Source organism: Dyadobacter sp. 22481 (assembly GCF_052044875.1).
GTDB lineage: Bacteria > Bacteroidota > Bacteroidia > Cytophagales > Spirosomataceae > Dyadobacter > Dyadobacter endophyticus.
In genome coordinates, this window is record NZ_JBQENV010000005.1 from 210,068 (window position 1) to 226,865 (window position 16,798).

Here is a 16,798-nt window from a genome sequence, read left to right on the forward strand (position 1 = left end):
TGATAGCGAAACAGCTCGATATAACAACTGTGAGTTGAATTTAGGTGGCCCAAAGAACGTCGCTGATACTTTAAAGTCCGAGGCGAAATTTGCAGTTGTTGGGCTAAGTGTTTACCGGGAGCTTGTTGGTCAGCGGGATAAGCCTTAACCGGATTTTTATTTGAATCGAACTTGTTGGATTTCCAACAAATCACACGCAAAAGAAAAACCCGGCTGTCATTGGACCATCGACTTCGCAGACAAAAAGTTTCCGCATTGCATCATCCGACGCGGCCGCAGCCTCACGGTTTGCGAGATACGCGGCTATGATCCAGAAACTTTATGCTTTCGCGTCTGCGGCTTGAACCCCGACAAGGCCCGGTTTCCGGACTTCGATATCTACCTGGATGAGATATCAGAAATGCGTTATTTGAAAACTGTCAGACGGGAAATCTGGCTCTGCGAGGCAGCCTCACTCGGACCTCATTCTACTTGATTCGTTAAGGACATCGGATTGAAGCACAAAATTCAATGAACTACACCGTTTTGCTAACCTCATTATTTTTTACCAACACAACAGAGTCGGACATCGACTGTCCGAAAATGAACATCCCCGTCAGTCATTATGACTTTTAACATGTTGAATACGAGTTCTTTACTCTTATTTATGCTATTTGGCAAGCTATTTTATCAGCAAATATGAAACTAATTGACAACATGAACAGAGCCTATCTGGGAGAGTTCGAAGAAATTGTGTTGCTTTCTACTGCGGCGCTCGACGGCCGTGCATACGGTGTGCTGCTCATGCACGAGATTGCGGAAAATACTGGACGCCCAGTAAGGCTGAACCAGATCCATTCGGCCTTACAGCGTTTGGAGGAAAAAGGGATGATCAGGTCCAATATGAGCGAGCCCACTCCCGAACGTGGCGGGCGGCGCAAGCGATTATATATACTCACGGCCTACGGTGAGCACACGCTTACGCAAGTGCGCGAAGTCCGTGAAAATCTTTGGTCCCGTATTGTAAAACCATTTACATTGGCTATCGACTTATGAAATCAAAACTGCCCCCGCAGCCTCCCATCTGGGCCGACAAGCTACTGAGCCTGGTTTGCGCTCCACATTTGCTGGAATCGATCCTGGGCGACCTGCATGAAGAGTTTGATTACCAGGTTGGAGAATCCGGCGAGCGAAAAGCGCGGATGCGCTATTGGCGCGAGGCTTTGGGTTTTCTAAAATGGAGGTATATCAAAAGACCAAAAAAACGCTATCCATCCACTTTTATACTCAGCCATGATATGATCCGCAACTACTTCACTATGGCCCGACGAACCCTTGCCTACAACAAGGTCTATTCGTTGATCAACGTGGTTGGCCTGAGCATCGGTCTTGCCGCCGCCATGCTGATTTTGCTTTACGCCAAAGACGAGGTCAGTTTTGACCAGTTTCATGCCAACAGTCCAAACATCTACCGCATCACCAACAAATACATCAATCCAGCAGGGAAGCAGGTAGGCGCAACGGGGAACACGGGCTATGTGGCAGGTCCGAAATTTGCTGCGGGCGTACCGGAAATCAAGGCATTCGTGCGTTACCATGGACACCGTAACGATATTAAAAAAGGTGAGGAAATCAAGAGTGAGGAAATTTTTCGAGTGGACTCTTCATTCTTTTCGGTATTCTCCTTTCCCTTGCTGAGCGGGAATCCGAAAACGGCATTGAAAGAGCCTCGTTCGGTGGTATTATCCGAGGATATGGCTGAGAAGCACTTCGGCAGCAAAGACGTGCTCGGAAGGACGATTTTGATGAAGGATAGCTTTGATAAAGATGCACGCTTTGAACCATATACCGTCACGGGCGTTGCAAAAAAATCCCCCCAAAATTCTTCGATTAGATTCGATATCCTCATTCCGATGATCATCGGTCAGAGTGAAATATACCGCGCTACCAACTGGTTCAATACTTTCATGAACACTTTCGTCCTGCTCAATCCCGAAGCGAATCTGGCTCAGGTTGAGCGGAAGATGAACCTGGTTTACAATGCAGACGCGAAAGAAGCTATTAAGGAAGTGGCTCAAAAATATGGAATGAAGGATAAGAAGGAATACAGCCTTCAACCCTTTACGGATATGCACCTGAGCGCCGAGTTACCCTCCGACAACGGGTTGGTGAGGCACAGCAATCCACAATGGTCATATATTCTGACCGGTATTGCCCTTTTTATACTCGCAATTGCCTGCATCAATTTCGTAAACCTGACCGTCGCCCGTTCGTTGAGACGTGCGAAGGAAATCGGTATCCGCAAAGTGGTCGGTAGCGGGCGTATGCAACTGGTCATCCAGTTTTTGGGCGAATCTTTTCTGCTTTGTATAGTTTCATTCATTTTTGCGCTTGTGCTGGTACAGTTGGTGTTACCTACCTTTAACCATCTTGCCGATAAGGCCCTTGCCCTCTCATACCTTTTTGACATCAACCTGGTGCTAGGCTATCTCGCTCTTTTCCTGACCACGGGCTTACTGGCCGGGTTCTATCCGGCCATTGTGTTGTCTGGTTATGATCCTGTCAAAACCCTTTACCAACGTTTGCAGCTTTCTGGGAAAAACTATCTGCACACTAGCTTGGTGGTACTTCAGTTTACCATTGCATCCTTCTTGATCATCGGCACGCTCACGATCAACTCCCAGTTCAATTATCTGATCAACAAGGATTTGGGCTATAACGATGAGCATTTGATCAGCGTCGAAAAACCCAACCTAACCAGGGAGCAAGCCCAACTGCTCCGGCAGGAACTTCAAAAAGACCCCAGTATCATCGCGGTAGCACCCAAAAACAACGGCCGCTGGAATACGTCAGTGAAAGTAAACAGAGGCGCGGATCTAGCTTTTACCTACGAAACTGTCGATCCCGAGTACCTGCCGGCCATTCAGGTACCGGTTGTGAGAGGCCGTAATTTCTCGACTGTTTTTCCGGCCGACTCTACCAGCTCAGTACTTGTGAATGAGGCGTTTGTCAGGCAAGCCGGTTGGAAAGACCCGATCGGGCAAATTGTGGATTTCTCATATGAAAACTTCAAGTGTAAGGTTATCGGCGTTGTGAAAGACTACCACTACACCGATTTAAATGAGAAAATTGGTCCTCAGCTCTTCGCAATGAGACCAAGCAATCCATATGGAAGGTTTTTTGTCAAGATCAAACCCGGAACTGAGACTTCCAGCCTCCGGCATATCGCCGAAACCTACACCCGGTTGTTTCCGCTCAATCCGTATACCTATCAATTCATGGACGATGAGAACGTGAAAAGATACGAATCCGAGGCTAAATGGAGGCAAATCATGCTCTTCGGTACGGTTCTTACGATTTTTATTTCCTGCATCGGCCTTTTCGGGCTGGCAACGCTTTCCGCCCAGCGACGCAGTAAGGAGGTAGGTATCCGTAAGGTCATGGGAGCGTCCGTCGCCAGTATTACCCGGTTACTGACTTCCGATTTTCTGAAACTTGTTTCGATTTCCTTAGTTTTCGCTTTCCCGCTGGCCTATTATGCCATCGATAAATGGTTACAAAACTATCCGTACAGGATCGGCATCGACGTGTTCATATTCCTGGAAGCCGCACTGTTAGCTGTTGCCGTAGCTTTCCTGACGGTAAGTTTCCAATCCGTACGGACAGCCCTGACAAATCCTGTAAAAAGTTTGCGAAGCGAATAAAATAGATTATTCTGTGATAATCGTAGCGAAAAGCATTAGTTGGCTAATACCTGCCAAGTTGCACTGTAAGTGTGCCTTCTCTGGTTAAAAACGATTTAATAATCAGCACATTTTGCGGGAAATCAGGTCAGTCTGAGTCATAATATGATACGAAGATCAGCACCCGTTTCTTTTCGTCTTGCTGGCTTTGGTAATCTCGTTTATGTGTGGCGGGAAATATAGTCTGGACGCGAGGCTGCTCAGAAATAAATGATATCGCATTAAACACCTCCCGGGAACTCTACTTCCCGGAGACTCATTCGCGGACCTTCCGGAAACTCAACGGAGACACCCCGCTCCATTGTTTGAATGCCTTTCCAAAAGTGGCCGGGTCAGCATAACCAAGTCTGTAAGAAATTTCCGAAACAGTGTACTCTCCATGCCTTAGCAATGCGGAAGCAAACTCGTATTTCACGGCATCGCTTAGTTCCCGTAACGAAGTATTTTCTTTTTGTAATTTCCGCTGCAACGTGCGGGTCGTGATATTCAAAAATTGCGCTACAGAACGGGCCGTTGTTCACAACGCATAACTTTAAATCCGATATTTGCAGTAGTCAAACTTCTTCTACATGTCACTGATAGGTCCTATTGTTATTATCGATGATGATGTCGACGACCGGGATATGATCGGGGCGATGCTTGACGAGCTTGCAATCATTAACCCGTGCCGCTATTTTGAAAATGGGCAAGCCGCATTGGATTATCTGTTGAATACAGCTGAAAGCCCGCTGCTGATTTTGTGTGATATCAACATGCCGGTCATGAATGGGCTCGAACTGCGCGATCAAATCGATGCTGACCCCTACTTGAAAAAGAAGTCAATTCCGTTCATTTTCCTGACCACTTCCGATAGTCCCATACTAGTGCGTCGTGCTTACAGTGGTAATATCCAGGGATATTTCAAAAAGTTTCACAGCTTCCAGGAAGGCAGAGATCGCCTTCGGTTGATCATAAACTACTGGAAATACTGCCTGCACCCCAATAATTGTAAACAAACGGACTGATCTTCACATCCCCTCGTTTACCCCGTTCCGCCGAAGGCATGAATTGACCGGCGGCATAGATTTTTAAGTGAGCGTCAAACTTAAATTTTCAGCGCCGCTATGGGAAATAAAGGACTTCTTGTAATGATTGATGACGACACCGATGACCACGAAATACTCAAAATGGCTGTCGAAGATCTGGATAGGCCCATGCAGTGCCTATTTTTCCCGGATTGCGAATCCGCGATCGCCCATTTTAGTAAAAATGCCGTTGTCGCGCCCGGCTACGTTTTAATTGACCTGAAACTTCCCCGGATCGATGGCGATCAGTGCTTGGAGGAACTACAACAGCTTCGCAGGTTCGACAGTCCCCAGATCGTGATTTACTCATCCTCCATTCCCGATGAATGGCGAGAGCGGCTTTCTAAAATCGGCGTTGACCATTTTTTGCAAAAGACAGATTCGCTGCCCAATTTGGTGGATAGCATCCAGGATATTATCAACGTTAATTAGCTTGTGGACGAGATTTGGCGAAACAGAACTTATCAATATGTACCTCATGCAGATTTCCGTTCCAACCCGTGACAATGAAGGCAATCCATTCGATCAATGGCGCTTCAGTGACCTGGGAGACGAGCTCAGACCGGATTCATAAGTTTATGTTATGTTAAATAGAAGTGACTGATCAGACCTCTATTTTTTTGGTTTGTGCGCAATAAATAACACCCTGCGACGCAGATAGCCCTCAAATCCCCCAATCAGTCCCCCTTCTTATGCTTGTGCGGTTTCAAGGAAGGTGTGTTGCCAGCAGATTCTTTATTATCTCGTTGGCGCTTGTCTGGTTTACCTGTCGAATCTGCGATTCTTTTCGGTCCCGGCTTTATTCCCATGACTCTCTATATTATGGTTACACGTTAAACAGTCACAATATTTAAAAAACATCGTACCAAACGTGATCCGGTAAGTCGTCCCGATGCCTTAGGATTGAATACATGCGCGAGTTGTAGCTTACTGCTCGCTTTTCTTGTGCTTGAAAAACTCCCTCGCATTTTTCAGCCCGGTTGCGATGGCAACACCCTCTTCTGCTCCGTCCAGCAGAAGGGCATTTGCAATTTCGACCGCTTTCTCGCGGATCTTCTTTGGTTGGTTTTTATAGGATGGCGGATAGTCCCCGTTATACCAAGGCATAACATTCAAGTTTAAGTTGAAACCATTTCATTGGTCGGTTAGCTCGATCCAGGCCGGCGCATGGTCACTTGCCCTCTCCCAGCCCCTTACGTGCCGGTCAACGCCTGCGCCGACGAGCCGCGGCGCAATTTGTGGACTCAGCAATAGGTGATCCAACCTAAGGCCGGCGTCGCGGCCGTAGGCATTGCGCAGGTAATCCCAAAAAGTGTAAATCCTTTCATCAGGGAAAAGGTGACGGATTGCGTCCGTCCATCCCTGGCCGACCAGCTCTTTGTACGCTTTACGGGCCTGTGGGAAATATAAAGCGTTATCCTCCCAACGCTCGGGCTTGTAAACGTCCATATCCGTTGGGATTACGTTGTAGTCGCCTGCCAGCACGACAGGTACTTGTTCTGAAAGCAAATACTTCGCATGCTTCTTTAACCTTTTTAGCCAGGCCAGTTTATAGTCAAACTTCGGCCCCGGTGCAGGGTTGCCGTTGGGAAGATAAAGGCAGCAAATCAGCATCCGGTCTACGATCGCTTCGATGTACCGGCTATGGTCATCAGCCAGATCACCAGGCAATGAGTTTCGGACTTCTTGTATCTCTATCCCCCTGGTCAGGATCGCCACCCCATTCCACATTTTTTGCCCGTGCCAGACCGCGTTATAGCCCAATTTCGAAAGCTCGCGCTGTGGAAACTTGTCTGTCGGCGCTTTCAATTCTTGAAGGCAGACAACATCAGGTTGCTGCTCGTCAAGCCAGCGAACTAGCACCGGCAGCCTGCCATTGATACCATTAATATTGAACGTGGCAATCCTCATTTACAGCATAGCATTTAAGGGAGCTTGTCTCCAAAATCATGCCTCCCTTTTTAGATGGCGCCTGAGTTGAGATTCAGGTGATCCCCCAGCACGGATTTACCAAAGATAGCGTGACCGGAAACTCTACTTTCTGCCGTTTGAATACCTGGGAGGGCGTCATTGGATCTTTAAAGTGTAATCTTCTCATGTTAAAAATCATCAGACAATTTTATATAACCCCAAAAACCTCGGAAGGCGTTTCCATTCAAAGCGTAGGGACGATAGGTCAATTAGTCTTAACAAGCAAATGCTTTGCGGAATTCAGGGTGGTTGATCAGATTCCGTACCTACGGGTTAATGCCTTCTTCTCTATGCTTTTGGCAAAAAGCGGTGTTTCTTCCTGGTTGTGCAGGTCGGATGCAGCTTGCCTTGCCGCCGCTGCCTCTGCCAATGTAATGCCATGAGTCGCAATAAAGTCAAGGAATTCTTGTGTTGCAGTTGCGTGGATCTCGTTGGTATACTCGCAGGTGTTGTCGTCAATCCTGGTGGCCCTCAACTCCCAAAGCACCTGCACTTTACTACGACCATTCCTTCCGATCACATCTGATTGGGATAGCATGCGGCAATAGTCGGCGCGGTGCTCTGTGGCGACATAGTGCTGGATAACGAGCGCGTCTCCAATCATTTCCACGTTAATGGACATCGGTTGTCCTTGGTAGGTAGTCGTTACCCCAGCAGCAATATGGTTGACCGAGCATTTCTGGTACTCTGCGTCAGGCAGGTTCAGCAGCCAATCGGCGATGTTGACTTTTTCAATTGGAGCGTTGATGATTGCTTTGGCTACAACATGAGATAAGGCGTTAGCTGCGGTTTGTTGGATTTCCATGATCTGTTTGTTTTTTGATTTTTGATGAATCAAAGGTCGCATGGATCTTTTAATCGTCTAAACTCATTTTTTCAATATAGTTCATCGTTAAAACCGATTAACTGTTTAACTTGTCTTCATGGAACTACGACAGTTGAAATACTTCATCAAGGCAGCCGAGCTGCAGAATTTCACCAATGCAGCCGAGGCACTGTTCATCACGCAAAGCACTCTATCGCAGCAAATCAAGCAATTGGAAGAAGAGCTCGGGCTGCCGCTATTCGATAGGGTCGCCAAGCGTGTGCGGCTCACCGAAGCAGGAAATTCCTTCCTGCCTTATGCCAGGAAGACGGTGCAGGATTCGGAGGATGGCAGGGTGATGCTGCGTGATATGATGGATTTGAGAACGGGCGTCTTAAATATCGGCGCAACTTACGGCCTGACCAACCTGCTGACAAAAGCCGTATCCGACCTGAGCCGGCAATATCCCAAAGTAAAGCTGATCGTCAGTTTTGGTACGACACAGCAACTGCTCCACCAATTGCATACAGGAAAACTGGATTTAATGCTTTCCTTTTACGGCCAGCATAACAATGATCACGTGACAATCGAGCCACTATTTTCATCGAGGCTGTCCCTGATTGTCCATTCCAGACATCCCGTCGATGCAAATCATTCTGTCAGCCTGAAAGAAGTGGTTTCCCTTCCGCTCATCTTGCCCTCGGGCGGTTACAGTATCCGCCATCAACTGGACACGATCCTTCAAAGTGAAGGCCTACATCCGGATGTAAGCATGGAAGTCAATGATATTCACATGCTGTTGCAACTTGTAAAAACCAGCCGCTGGGTGACAGTACTGATGAGCTCCACGGTCGAACATGACCCTGAGCTGAAATCCATCGCCATCAGCGGGGACGGTATGGCCCGGGAGGCAACCATCGCTTGGCCGAAAGATGCCTACCGGAAGAAATCAGCATTGATACTGGCAGATTCTTTACGAAAACACGCATCTGACTACGAAAGCATCTCACGAACTTAAAGTTGAAGGCCTCGGACTACCTCGATCACTCTTCAACCCGTATTTTTCTATGATCACATCAGCAGGAGTTTAAGACCAGATTAACTTGTCCCATTAGATTGCTCTTAATCCCTTTATATGCCAGTGCACCGAATATCGCACTCAGATGAACATCATTGCCAAAGTAGCAGCTTTCTCGTGACAATTCCGTTGTTGGTATGAATGCGCACCAGCAATACACCGGCAGCGACTTGAGACAGGTCAAAACTTTTCTGTTTCGAAACAGCCACTACCCTTCCCGACAGATCAAATACTGTTACTTGTTTTATAACCTCTTCTGTTTTGATGTGACCCTGGCGGGCAATGTCTGCCCAGACAGTAATCTCCGCACCGGAGGTCAGCCACTTGACGGCCCTGATTCGAGAGTGCTCTGTTTTGCCGTCAAAATCTGTCTGTCTTAAACGGTAGTAGTTCATGCCCGGCATTGGATTGATATCCTCGAAGCGGTAGGCTTTTGAAGTATTAGCTGTCCCATTTCCTTTGACAAAACCGATCTCGTGCCAATTGGCAGCATTTGTACTGCGTTCTATATAAAATCCTGCATTGTCCGTTTCGGAAGCGGTACGCCATTGCAATTCAACAACAGACCCCGCCGCGCTCGCATTGAACTCTGCCAGATTAACAGGCAAAGTCGAGTCATACACCAGCTTGATTGTTCCAGATCCATACTCCATGCGCCAGCGCGTGGCACCGGTTACGGTACTAAACTTGCCAACAATGGCTGTTGCATTCAGTATAATCACTTCGTCGCCGTCCATTGGCGCGTAGTTGACAGTCACTTTCAATGCACCACCCAACGTCGCCATCCCTAGCACCTCTATCTGATCGTAGTTCACGCCGGCTGTACCGGGACCATTGATCTCGATGTCCATGATACTGCTACTAAAATCCTTGCTTTCGTTAAAGGTCAATTTGCCGGGCGAATAGCCTGGCGACAGCTTGCCACCCGCATTCGTGAACCCGGCCGCTGCGATCTGTCCGGAAGCTTTAAAAATACCTTTTTCATTATTACTGAAATTACCCGGTCCCTGCCGTGTTAGCAGCGTGGCCATTGCTTCAACCCCACCAATTGTGACGGTACCTGCATTGGCAAAGGTGTTATCTTCTACTAAAATCCCCTCAGCCGCGCGGTCGATCGTGATGCTTGCTCCCTCATTGTTTGCAAAAGCGGCCTGGTTTCGGATGCCGAACGTGCCGACACTAGTTTTGGAGCCGATTGAGATGCGTGCCGCATTGCTAAAAGCACCGTTGAAATTACGAAGCCCGGCGGCAGTACTGCGGTCAATGTGAATGTTGCCTTCCCCCGCATTCATAAATGTAGCCTCGTTGAATATGCCATGAACACCTATTTGCTCAGAGCCACCGATGGTGATGACCGCATTGTTGCTGAATGTGCCCGCAGATTCATACAAGCCGGTGTCGGTAGAACGATCGATCCGAATGTTGCCGCCAGCACTGTTATTGAATGCGGCCCGGTTTACCAGACCGTAACGGCCTACATTTGCCACGCCACCGATTGTAATTTCGGCTGCGTTAGTGAAGGTCCCGGCGGGTGTTGACAAAGCGATATCGGTCGTATTGTCGATCCGGATATGCCCGCCCGTGTTATTGTTAAATACGGAATGCGTCTCAACGCCGACTTCCCCTGCGGCGGCAATCGACCCGATTGTGATCTCACCTGCATTCGTAAAGCTGGCCAAGTTTTGCAGCGCGCTCCGGATGGAGCGGTCTATCTGGATTTTACCTCCATTCAGATTATTGAAAGTAGCTTTGTTAAGAATTCCATTTGAGCCCAACGCGTTGTTTGCACCAAGCACGAAAGAACCGGAGTTGGAAACCGTTCCAGCCAAAATCGCAATGCCGTTGACAGTACTTTGGTCGACGCCGATTAGTGCGCCTGTATTATTTTCAATATTGCCAAGGTTATCTATTCCGGCTTTACCAACAGACGATGTCAAACCAATGAACAAATCGGCATTGTTGACCAGCTTTCCCCTGTTTTCAAATCCCGCTTCCCTAGATCCGTCGATCCGAATCTGACCACGGACGCCGCCTGTGCCTAAGTTATTGTTAATGATGCCGTTGTTGTTATACAAACCATAATTCCCTTGTAGCTCCACCGAACCGATCACGATGCTGCCCGCATTGTTCAGCGTTCCTGAAACTTCTACCCCCAAAGTCTGGTTATGATCGGCTTTAAGAAGGCCACCAGCATTGTTGTTGAATGTCCCGTTTTTATCGATGAGCAGACTGGTCTTTCCTCCCGCAGCGTTTGTCCCGATTATAATATCTCCAAAATTTTCAAAGACGCCCTGGTTCTGATAGATCCCAAGTCCTTGGTATGGATCGCTTCTGTCAATATGGATCGTTCCCGTGGCGGCATTGGTGAAAGGTGCTTCTGTCGTGATGCCGTACCGGCCGACAGTTCCCAGTGCGCCGATCACGATCTGCGCCTCATTATTGAAGTCCCCTTCAAGATGATGGATTGCTGTCGCCAATGTGAGGTCGACCCTAAGCTCTGCCGCGCCTGTATTATTGAATGTGCCATTGTTTTGAAAACCGGTCCTTCCTGCACCCGCTGTTGCTCCGATGATGATTTTTCCTCGATTTTGAAGAGTACCCGAGGCGTTATGCAGCCCGATATTAGACACCCGGTAAATTTGAATGTCTCCGTTAGCGCTATTGGTAAAGTTACCCCAGGTCACCAGGCCATTCAGTCCGGTAGTTGCGGAACCACCAACGGTAATGCGTGCGCTATTAATAAACTTGCCTGACGCGTGGTAAAGGCCGTTTTCGCTCGTCTGATCGATGTTGATATTACCCGCACCGATATTGTTGAAGTCGGCCAGGTTTTCGACACCCTTTGCCCCGGTAGTGGCATTTTGGCCTATGGTTATTGTCCCTTCATTGTGAAAGGTTGCGTAAACAGACTTGGGACTATCCGCATTGTTCATCAATGCCCTCAGCGTCGATCGATCAATTTTAATGACACCGTCGCTGCTGTTTGTGAATGTAGCGTCGTTCCATACTCCGTGGTTACCTATGTTTTCAGCAGCCCCGATGGTAATCGCGGCGCCATTGGTGAAACTTCCGGCAGCATTATAAATACCGGTATCCTCCGAGCGGTCAATTTGAATGCTTCCTCCGGATTTATTGATCACATTACCCTGATTAACAACCGCATAAGCCCCTACCCCACTCGAAGAACCAATGGCGACGGTACCGCTATTGTTCAAGGCTCCCAGATTATTGAGTCCAGCCGTAAAATTGAATGGCGCCGCACCCGATTGCAGCGATGCGTAGGATGCGAAGCCATTAATCGTTAGCGTTGCTCCGGCATTAACAGTAAGCGAGGCCCCCCCCTGCACAAATATCGACTTCGCTACGCCAGTGATTTGCGCCCGGATGATGGGATCATTAGCGACGTCAGGGATAGTCACATCGTCGGATGTGGTCGGAACTGTCCCATCCTGCCAATTTCCTTCCAGGTTCCAGTCATCCGAAATAGCACCAGTCCAGGTATCCATGGCTGTTGTAAATTCCGTAAGCACGACAGGATTATTTGCATAAGTGCTCTCGCAAGCCGGAAGTGCGGTAATCCTTGCTTTGAGACGATAACTGCCAACCGGCAGATTACCGAATGTCGCATTTCCAGACCAGTTGCTGCCATTATCCACGCTATATTCAACGGGTTCCGCAGCCGTGATGTTGATCACGATCGTTCCCGTGGCCACAGGATACGCGGGTTGCGTTACAGTGGGAGCAGCGAAAACGGGTGGGATGCAGCATTTTGTCACAGTCAACTGCCAGGGAACAGTTCTCACGCAGCTGTTAGAGGGGTCTTCAATTTTGACGAATAACCCATGAATGCCTTCCCCCAAGGCGGCGTCAGCTGTAAACGCATTGGCGCCTGCATTATAGGCGCCCGCACTCACCAAACCGGACGCATCCTTGAAAACACCCGAGATCGTAAATGTTGTAGGCCCGTTGAAGTTAAAGGCGGGACTTAATGTTTCACACGACGCTACCGTGCCCGGCACGACGATGATTTCATTGTTGGTTACAGCCGGGATCGCATTTCCCTGAGGGTACACGATGATCCCATCGCTAGTGAATGTGCCCGTATTTATATGTGCAGAGGCCGTTGTGACCGTCATCAGCCCATTGTTATCAAATGCAGAAGTGTTTTTTAGTGGTTTTGATATCGAAAGTTCTGCGCACGAAGTATTTGCAAATGTTCCAGCATTCGATATGGCATAAGTCGCGGTGCCAGCCGCATCCAGCAATGTAAGCTGCCCGTTGTTTTGAATACTGCCGGCATTGTAAAGTGCCGTTTCTGAATCCCCGGTCAGTTTCGATCTCATCACCGTAAGACTACCGAGGGCTTCGATTACCAGCGTTGCGCCACTTTGGACCTCCAAGGCCTTAATCCTCGCATCATAACCCGCAGGGATCACCGGTTGGTTAGCAGTAGCCGGGATTACGATGTCATTAATTTCCGCGGGAATCGATGCAGGAGACCAGTTACAGCGGTCCTGCCAGTCGGTCCCCGCAGCGCCGGTCCAAACCATCTGACCGTTAGCTGTCTTCGGGAGGCAGCCCTCAGCTCCGTCGCCAGCTACCCCGAAAGTGTAGGGATTTTTATAGGAATCGTTGCTTGCGACAGTTACAATTGCCTCTTTGTGCCCTGCCGAACTCGGATCAAAAGTGATTTGAAAAGTAGTATTTCCGCCCGGCGGCACAGTCGTGGCCGGCAGGACGGTGACCGTAAAATCGCCGGATCCTGTCAGACTTACTGCGGGAGTTCCTGTCAGGTTCAGCACAGCGGGCCCCACATTCTCAATGGTATAGGTACGCACTGACGTTCCTTCACTGGGGTATAACAGGCCGAACGCGGTGTCGTCTACCGGATCGGCAATATGATCTCCGTTTTTAATAATAACACCTTTGCCTTTTATGCTGATGGCCGGAGCAGCCGCCGGAAGTCGGAACGGTACGATGTAACTGCACGACCCCGAATTGAGCGTTACTTTGGCATATAGCGCCAGGACTGTGTTGTTAACTACGTCCGGCACGAAAGTGTTCGGTGCGGTGAAAATTCCCGCGGACTGCGTGGCTTCCTTATCCTTGAAAATGCCGTCGACGGTCCCGGAAAATGGGCTGCCGTACCGAAAGATCGGAAGTGCCTCATTTTGAACGAAAACCGAATTATTGAAAACATTTACCTCGTAGCTGTTGTCTCCGACATTCAATACCCCATTATTGGTAACCATCCCCCCGTTGACAAGCGAATTAGTGATCAGTAGCAGCCCATTGTTTTCGACCCGATTTGGATACACGATCAGAAAATTGCCACGAGGCAACCGAAGCGTTGCGCAGGCCTTATTGGTGATCAGTCCTTGATTGTAAATGGCATTGGCGCCAACAGCCGCATTTTCTCCGATAATAATATTTCCAGCATTATTAAAAGTGTAGGCGTTGTAAAGGCCAGCTTCTGCTGTCCGGTCAATCCTGATCTCTGCTCCGGCATTGTTGTCGAAATCGAAGCGGTTATCAATGCCGTAGGTTCCTGCGGAAGCTTCCCCGCCAATCGTGATCGTTCCGTTATTGGTAAATAAGGTACCAGCGGCTGATTCATTCGTGATTGCACTGCTGGAAGATCGGTCTATGCTAATCGATCCTGTGTTTGAATTGAAGAAATCGGCCCTGTTCCAAATTCCAACACTGCCGATGTTTGATTTTTTTCCTAAAATAAGGCTTCCCGAATTCGAAAAGGCTCCTGACGCATTATAGAGCGCGGTTTGCGAGATATAATCGATTTGGATAGCTCCCCCGTTGTTATAAAATAGTCCCAGGTTAAAAAGGCCGTAAGACCCTGCGGTTTCCGTCGTTCCAACGATCACATTACCGCTGTTTTTGAAAACGCCTGCATTATAAAACGCAGCGGTCAGATTAAAGGGACTCGCATATGGTGCTGAACCGCTGATTGTAAGGCTGCCGCCTGCTTCAATATTCAACAAGGCAGCTTCCTGAACATGAACCGCATAAGCCACTGCTTGCGTAGTAGTGGAAATGACCGGGGCATTACTGAAAGTCCCTGGAATAATCGCCAGGTAATCCGCCGTCGGCGTACCATTGGACCAGTTGCCAGGCTCGTTCCAGGCCCCGTTTATGGCGCCAGTCCAGGTCGTTTGGTTTGCCGTTGCGGGCGGCGATACAACGTAGGTAAATGGCACAAGATATTCGCAACTACCGGCTGCAATGGCCACTTTGGCATAAAGTGTATTCGCACCGACCGGTAAAGATGCATCGGGAACAAAATTATTCGGAGCAGAGAATACACCTGCCGACACCGCGCCGTCGCTGTCCTTGTAGATGCCTTCAACACTTTCTGACGCTCCTACACCGTAACTAAAAATTGGTGTCGGCGCGTTTTTGACAATAACATAGTTGTTGGACACCGATCCGCTCAAATCACTGTATTTGAGAACACCAGCATTCGTAAAAGTGCCATTATTCGTCAATCTGTTGCTGATCTGAATCAATCCGGCATTGGTCACGCTTTTACCGCTTTCATTGACAAAGCCTCCTTTCAGCACAAGCAGTTTCCCGCAGGCATCCACATTCAGGGTAGCCCGGTTCTCAACCCCATTAGAACCTACGTTAGCCATGGCACCAATGGTAATTATCCCGCCCGTATTGAAGCTGTTGCTATTGGTTACAAGGCCTCTCAACGAGGAACGGTCAATCTGAATGTCGCCATCTGCATTGTTGACAAACGCCCCGTCATTCCAGATACCGTGGTACCCAACAGTTTGGCTGCTGCCTATAATGATATCTCCACTATTGGTAAAGCTTCCGGAAACGACATATAAGCCAGTGTCGGTTGTTCGGTCAATACGGATCACACCGGTTGAAGTGTTTGTAAAAACGCCCTGACTGGCGATACCGTAAGCACCTGCTCCCGTTGCCGATCCGATGGTCAGCGTGCCGTTATTGGTGACGTTTCCAAGGTTGTTAAGTGTGGCCGTGGCATTGAACGGAGTAGTATATACCGAAGAACCGTCAATCGTCAGATTTCCCGCCGCTTGTATCGTCAATGAGCCTCCCGATTCCACGAGTACAGAATTCGCCAGCGCCATCCCGGAAATGACGGGATCATTGGTCACGTCCGGGATAGTTGCTTTCACGTTGGCGTCCGGCACACCCGCCGACCAGTTGGCCGGCTTACTCCAATCCGAATCCTCACTGCCATTCCAGGTTGTTTGCGCCAAAGCGCCTTCCACGGATAATAGCATCAGGGGCGCAAGCAACAGTCTCATTACTGCTTTTGGCAATTTATAAGCAAGTACAGTTTGTTTCATTTCGTTGAATTTTAAACAGGACGAAACCAGACCCGTCTCCGGACCTGGCATTTGTTTCCGCCTTTCCAGGCTGGATTTGATCATTTCAAACGTTGAGTATATATGCTTTGGAGTCATTCTGTGGCATACTGTGCCACATCCTCGACACGGAACTTATTCAGTTCGACAATGTGTTCCTAAGGCCGCATTAGCGGGGGAATGAATTGAAGAACTTGTTCTTTGCTGTCAAACCACATTTTGTGCACACCAGCCTTACATCCCCAATGTCCTGTGAAATGAGGTGCGAACCTGAGCTCAGAAACCATTGATGACGTGCAAGCAATCCGAAACTTTCTCGGAATGACGAATTTCAACCAGGTAGGTAGGCATGATTAAAGGTTTAATGGTTTATAATTAACTATTTTCAAACAGGTCTGAATCGAACACGCCGGTGCCGTCAAAGCAGTATGTACCGCTTTTTGCAGGTTTCGCATGCATAGTCTTTAGGTCTGACGATGCCAAGAGAAATGATCCTGGCAAGCTTGCTAATGGCAGATTCTTTCTCAGAAACAAGCAGGTTTCCTCCGCATACAGTACAGCGAATACCCAGAATGGTTCTTTTTACAATAATTTTATCCAGATCGATCAGTGCCATAGCTTTCCCAAAGGTGGCTTTGGGTAGCTATAAAGTCAAAAAAAAGGGACGAACGTGCTTGTTCCGGGACGAAATGCAGAAAGTTTGTGAAGACAGCTGATTCGATTGAAAGGAACCGTTGAGGTATCATTATTTACTCCTTCAAGGATGAAAATTCCTATATCTATGAGTGCCAAGACGG

Annotated in this window: 11 protein-coding genes; 6 read left to right on the forward strand and 5 right to left on the reverse strand. The window is 48.5% G+C overall.

Translation table 11 applies throughout. The features are described 5' to 3' along the window. Window positions 1-160: 160 nt before the first annotated feature. The 3 genes from ACTJJJ_RS29055 (at window position 161) to ACTJJJ_RS29065 (ending at window position 3,683) form a co-directional block, all read left to right on the forward strand. A complete protein-coding gene (locus ACTJJJ_RS29055; RefSeq protein WP_188927806.1) occupies window positions 161-475 on the forward strand; it encodes a hypothetical protein in 315 nt (104 codons plus the stop codon). Window positions 476-696: 221 nt separating this feature from the next. Then, complete coding sequence (locus ACTJJJ_RS29060; RefSeq protein WP_188927804.1) at window positions 697-1,035, forward strand: PadR family transcriptional regulator; 339 nt, start codon at window positions 697-699, stop codon at window positions 1,033-1,035. After that, complete coding sequence (locus ACTJJJ_RS29065) at window positions 1,032-3,683, forward strand: ABC transporter permease (RefSeq protein ID WP_426293816.1); 2,652 nt, start codon at window positions 1,032-1,034, stop codon at window positions 3,681-3,683. Before ACTJJJ_RS29060 ends, ACTJJJ_RS29065 begins: the two co-directional genes overlap by 4 nt. A 295-nt stretch (window positions 3,684-3,978) precedes the next feature. Here the strand turns inward: ACTJJJ_RS29065 and ACTJJJ_RS29070 are convergent, their stop codons facing one another. Then, the gene (locus ACTJJJ_RS29070; RefSeq protein ID WP_188927801.1) at window positions 3,979-4,212 is read right to left on the reverse strand and encodes a helix-turn-helix domain-containing protein; all 234 of its coding nucleotides are present in this window, start codon (window positions 4,210-4,212) and stop codon (window positions 3,979-3,981) included. Window positions 4,213-4,291: 79 nt separating this feature from the next. On the opposite strand from ACTJJJ_RS29070, the gene ACTJJJ_RS29075 reads away from it, so the two are divergent. Both ACTJJJ_RS29075 and ACTJJJ_RS29080 read left to right on the forward strand, forming a co-directional pair. Further along, window positions 4,292-4,726: a response regulator gene (locus ACTJJJ_RS29075; protein ID WP_188927800.1), complete on the forward strand. Its 435-nt coding sequence runs from the start codon at window positions 4,292-4,294 to the stop codon at window positions 4,724-4,726. 99 nt (window positions 4,727-4,825) lie between these two features. Beyond that, the gene (locus ACTJJJ_RS29080) at window positions 4,826-5,218 is read left to right on the forward strand and encodes a response regulator (RefSeq protein WP_188927798.1); all 393 of its coding nucleotides are present in this window, start codon (window positions 4,826-4,828) and stop codon (window positions 5,216-5,218) included. Window positions 5,219-5,713: 495 nt separating this feature from the next. On the opposite strand, the gene ACTJJJ_RS29085 is transcribed toward ACTJJJ_RS29080, so the two are convergent. From ACTJJJ_RS29085 to ACTJJJ_RS29095, 3 genes are all read right to left on the reverse strand, one after another. Further along, window positions 5,714-5,893, reverse strand: coding sequence for a hypothetical protein (locus tag ACTJJJ_RS29085; protein ID WP_188927796.1), 180 nt, complete (start codon window positions 5,891-5,893; stop codon window positions 5,714-5,716). A gap of 27 nt (window positions 5,894-5,920) precedes the next feature. Further along, window positions 5,921-6,697, reverse strand: coding sequence for an exodeoxyribonuclease III (gene xth / locus ACTJJJ_RS29090; protein ID WP_188927795.1), 777 nt, complete (start codon window positions 6,695-6,697; stop codon window positions 5,921-5,923). 313 nt (window positions 6,698-7,010) lie between these two features. Then, window positions 7,011-7,562 carry a hypothetical protein gene (locus ACTJJJ_RS29095; protein WP_188927794.1) on the reverse strand — a complete coding sequence of 184 codons (552 nt, stop codon included), beginning with the start codon at window positions 7,560-7,562 and terminating at the stop codon, window positions 7,011-7,013. Window positions 7,563-7,680: 118 nt separating this feature from the next. Between ACTJJJ_RS29095 and ACTJJJ_RS29100 the strand changes: the two genes are divergently transcribed. Continuing rightward, complete coding sequence (locus ACTJJJ_RS29100) at window positions 7,681-8,580, forward strand: LysR substrate-binding domain-containing protein (RefSeq protein ID WP_188927793.1); 900 nt, start codon at window positions 7,681-7,683, stop codon at window positions 8,578-8,580. Window positions 8,581-8,732: 152 nt separating this feature from the next. Here the strand turns inward: ACTJJJ_RS29100 and ACTJJJ_RS29105 are convergent, their stop codons facing one another. After that, entirely contained in the window at window positions 8,733-15,983 is a 7,251-nt protein-coding gene (locus tag ACTJJJ_RS29105) for a choice-of-anchor D domain-containing protein (RefSeq protein ID WP_426293815.1), read from the reverse strand. Between the last annotated feature and the right edge of the window lie 815 nt (window positions 15,984-16,798).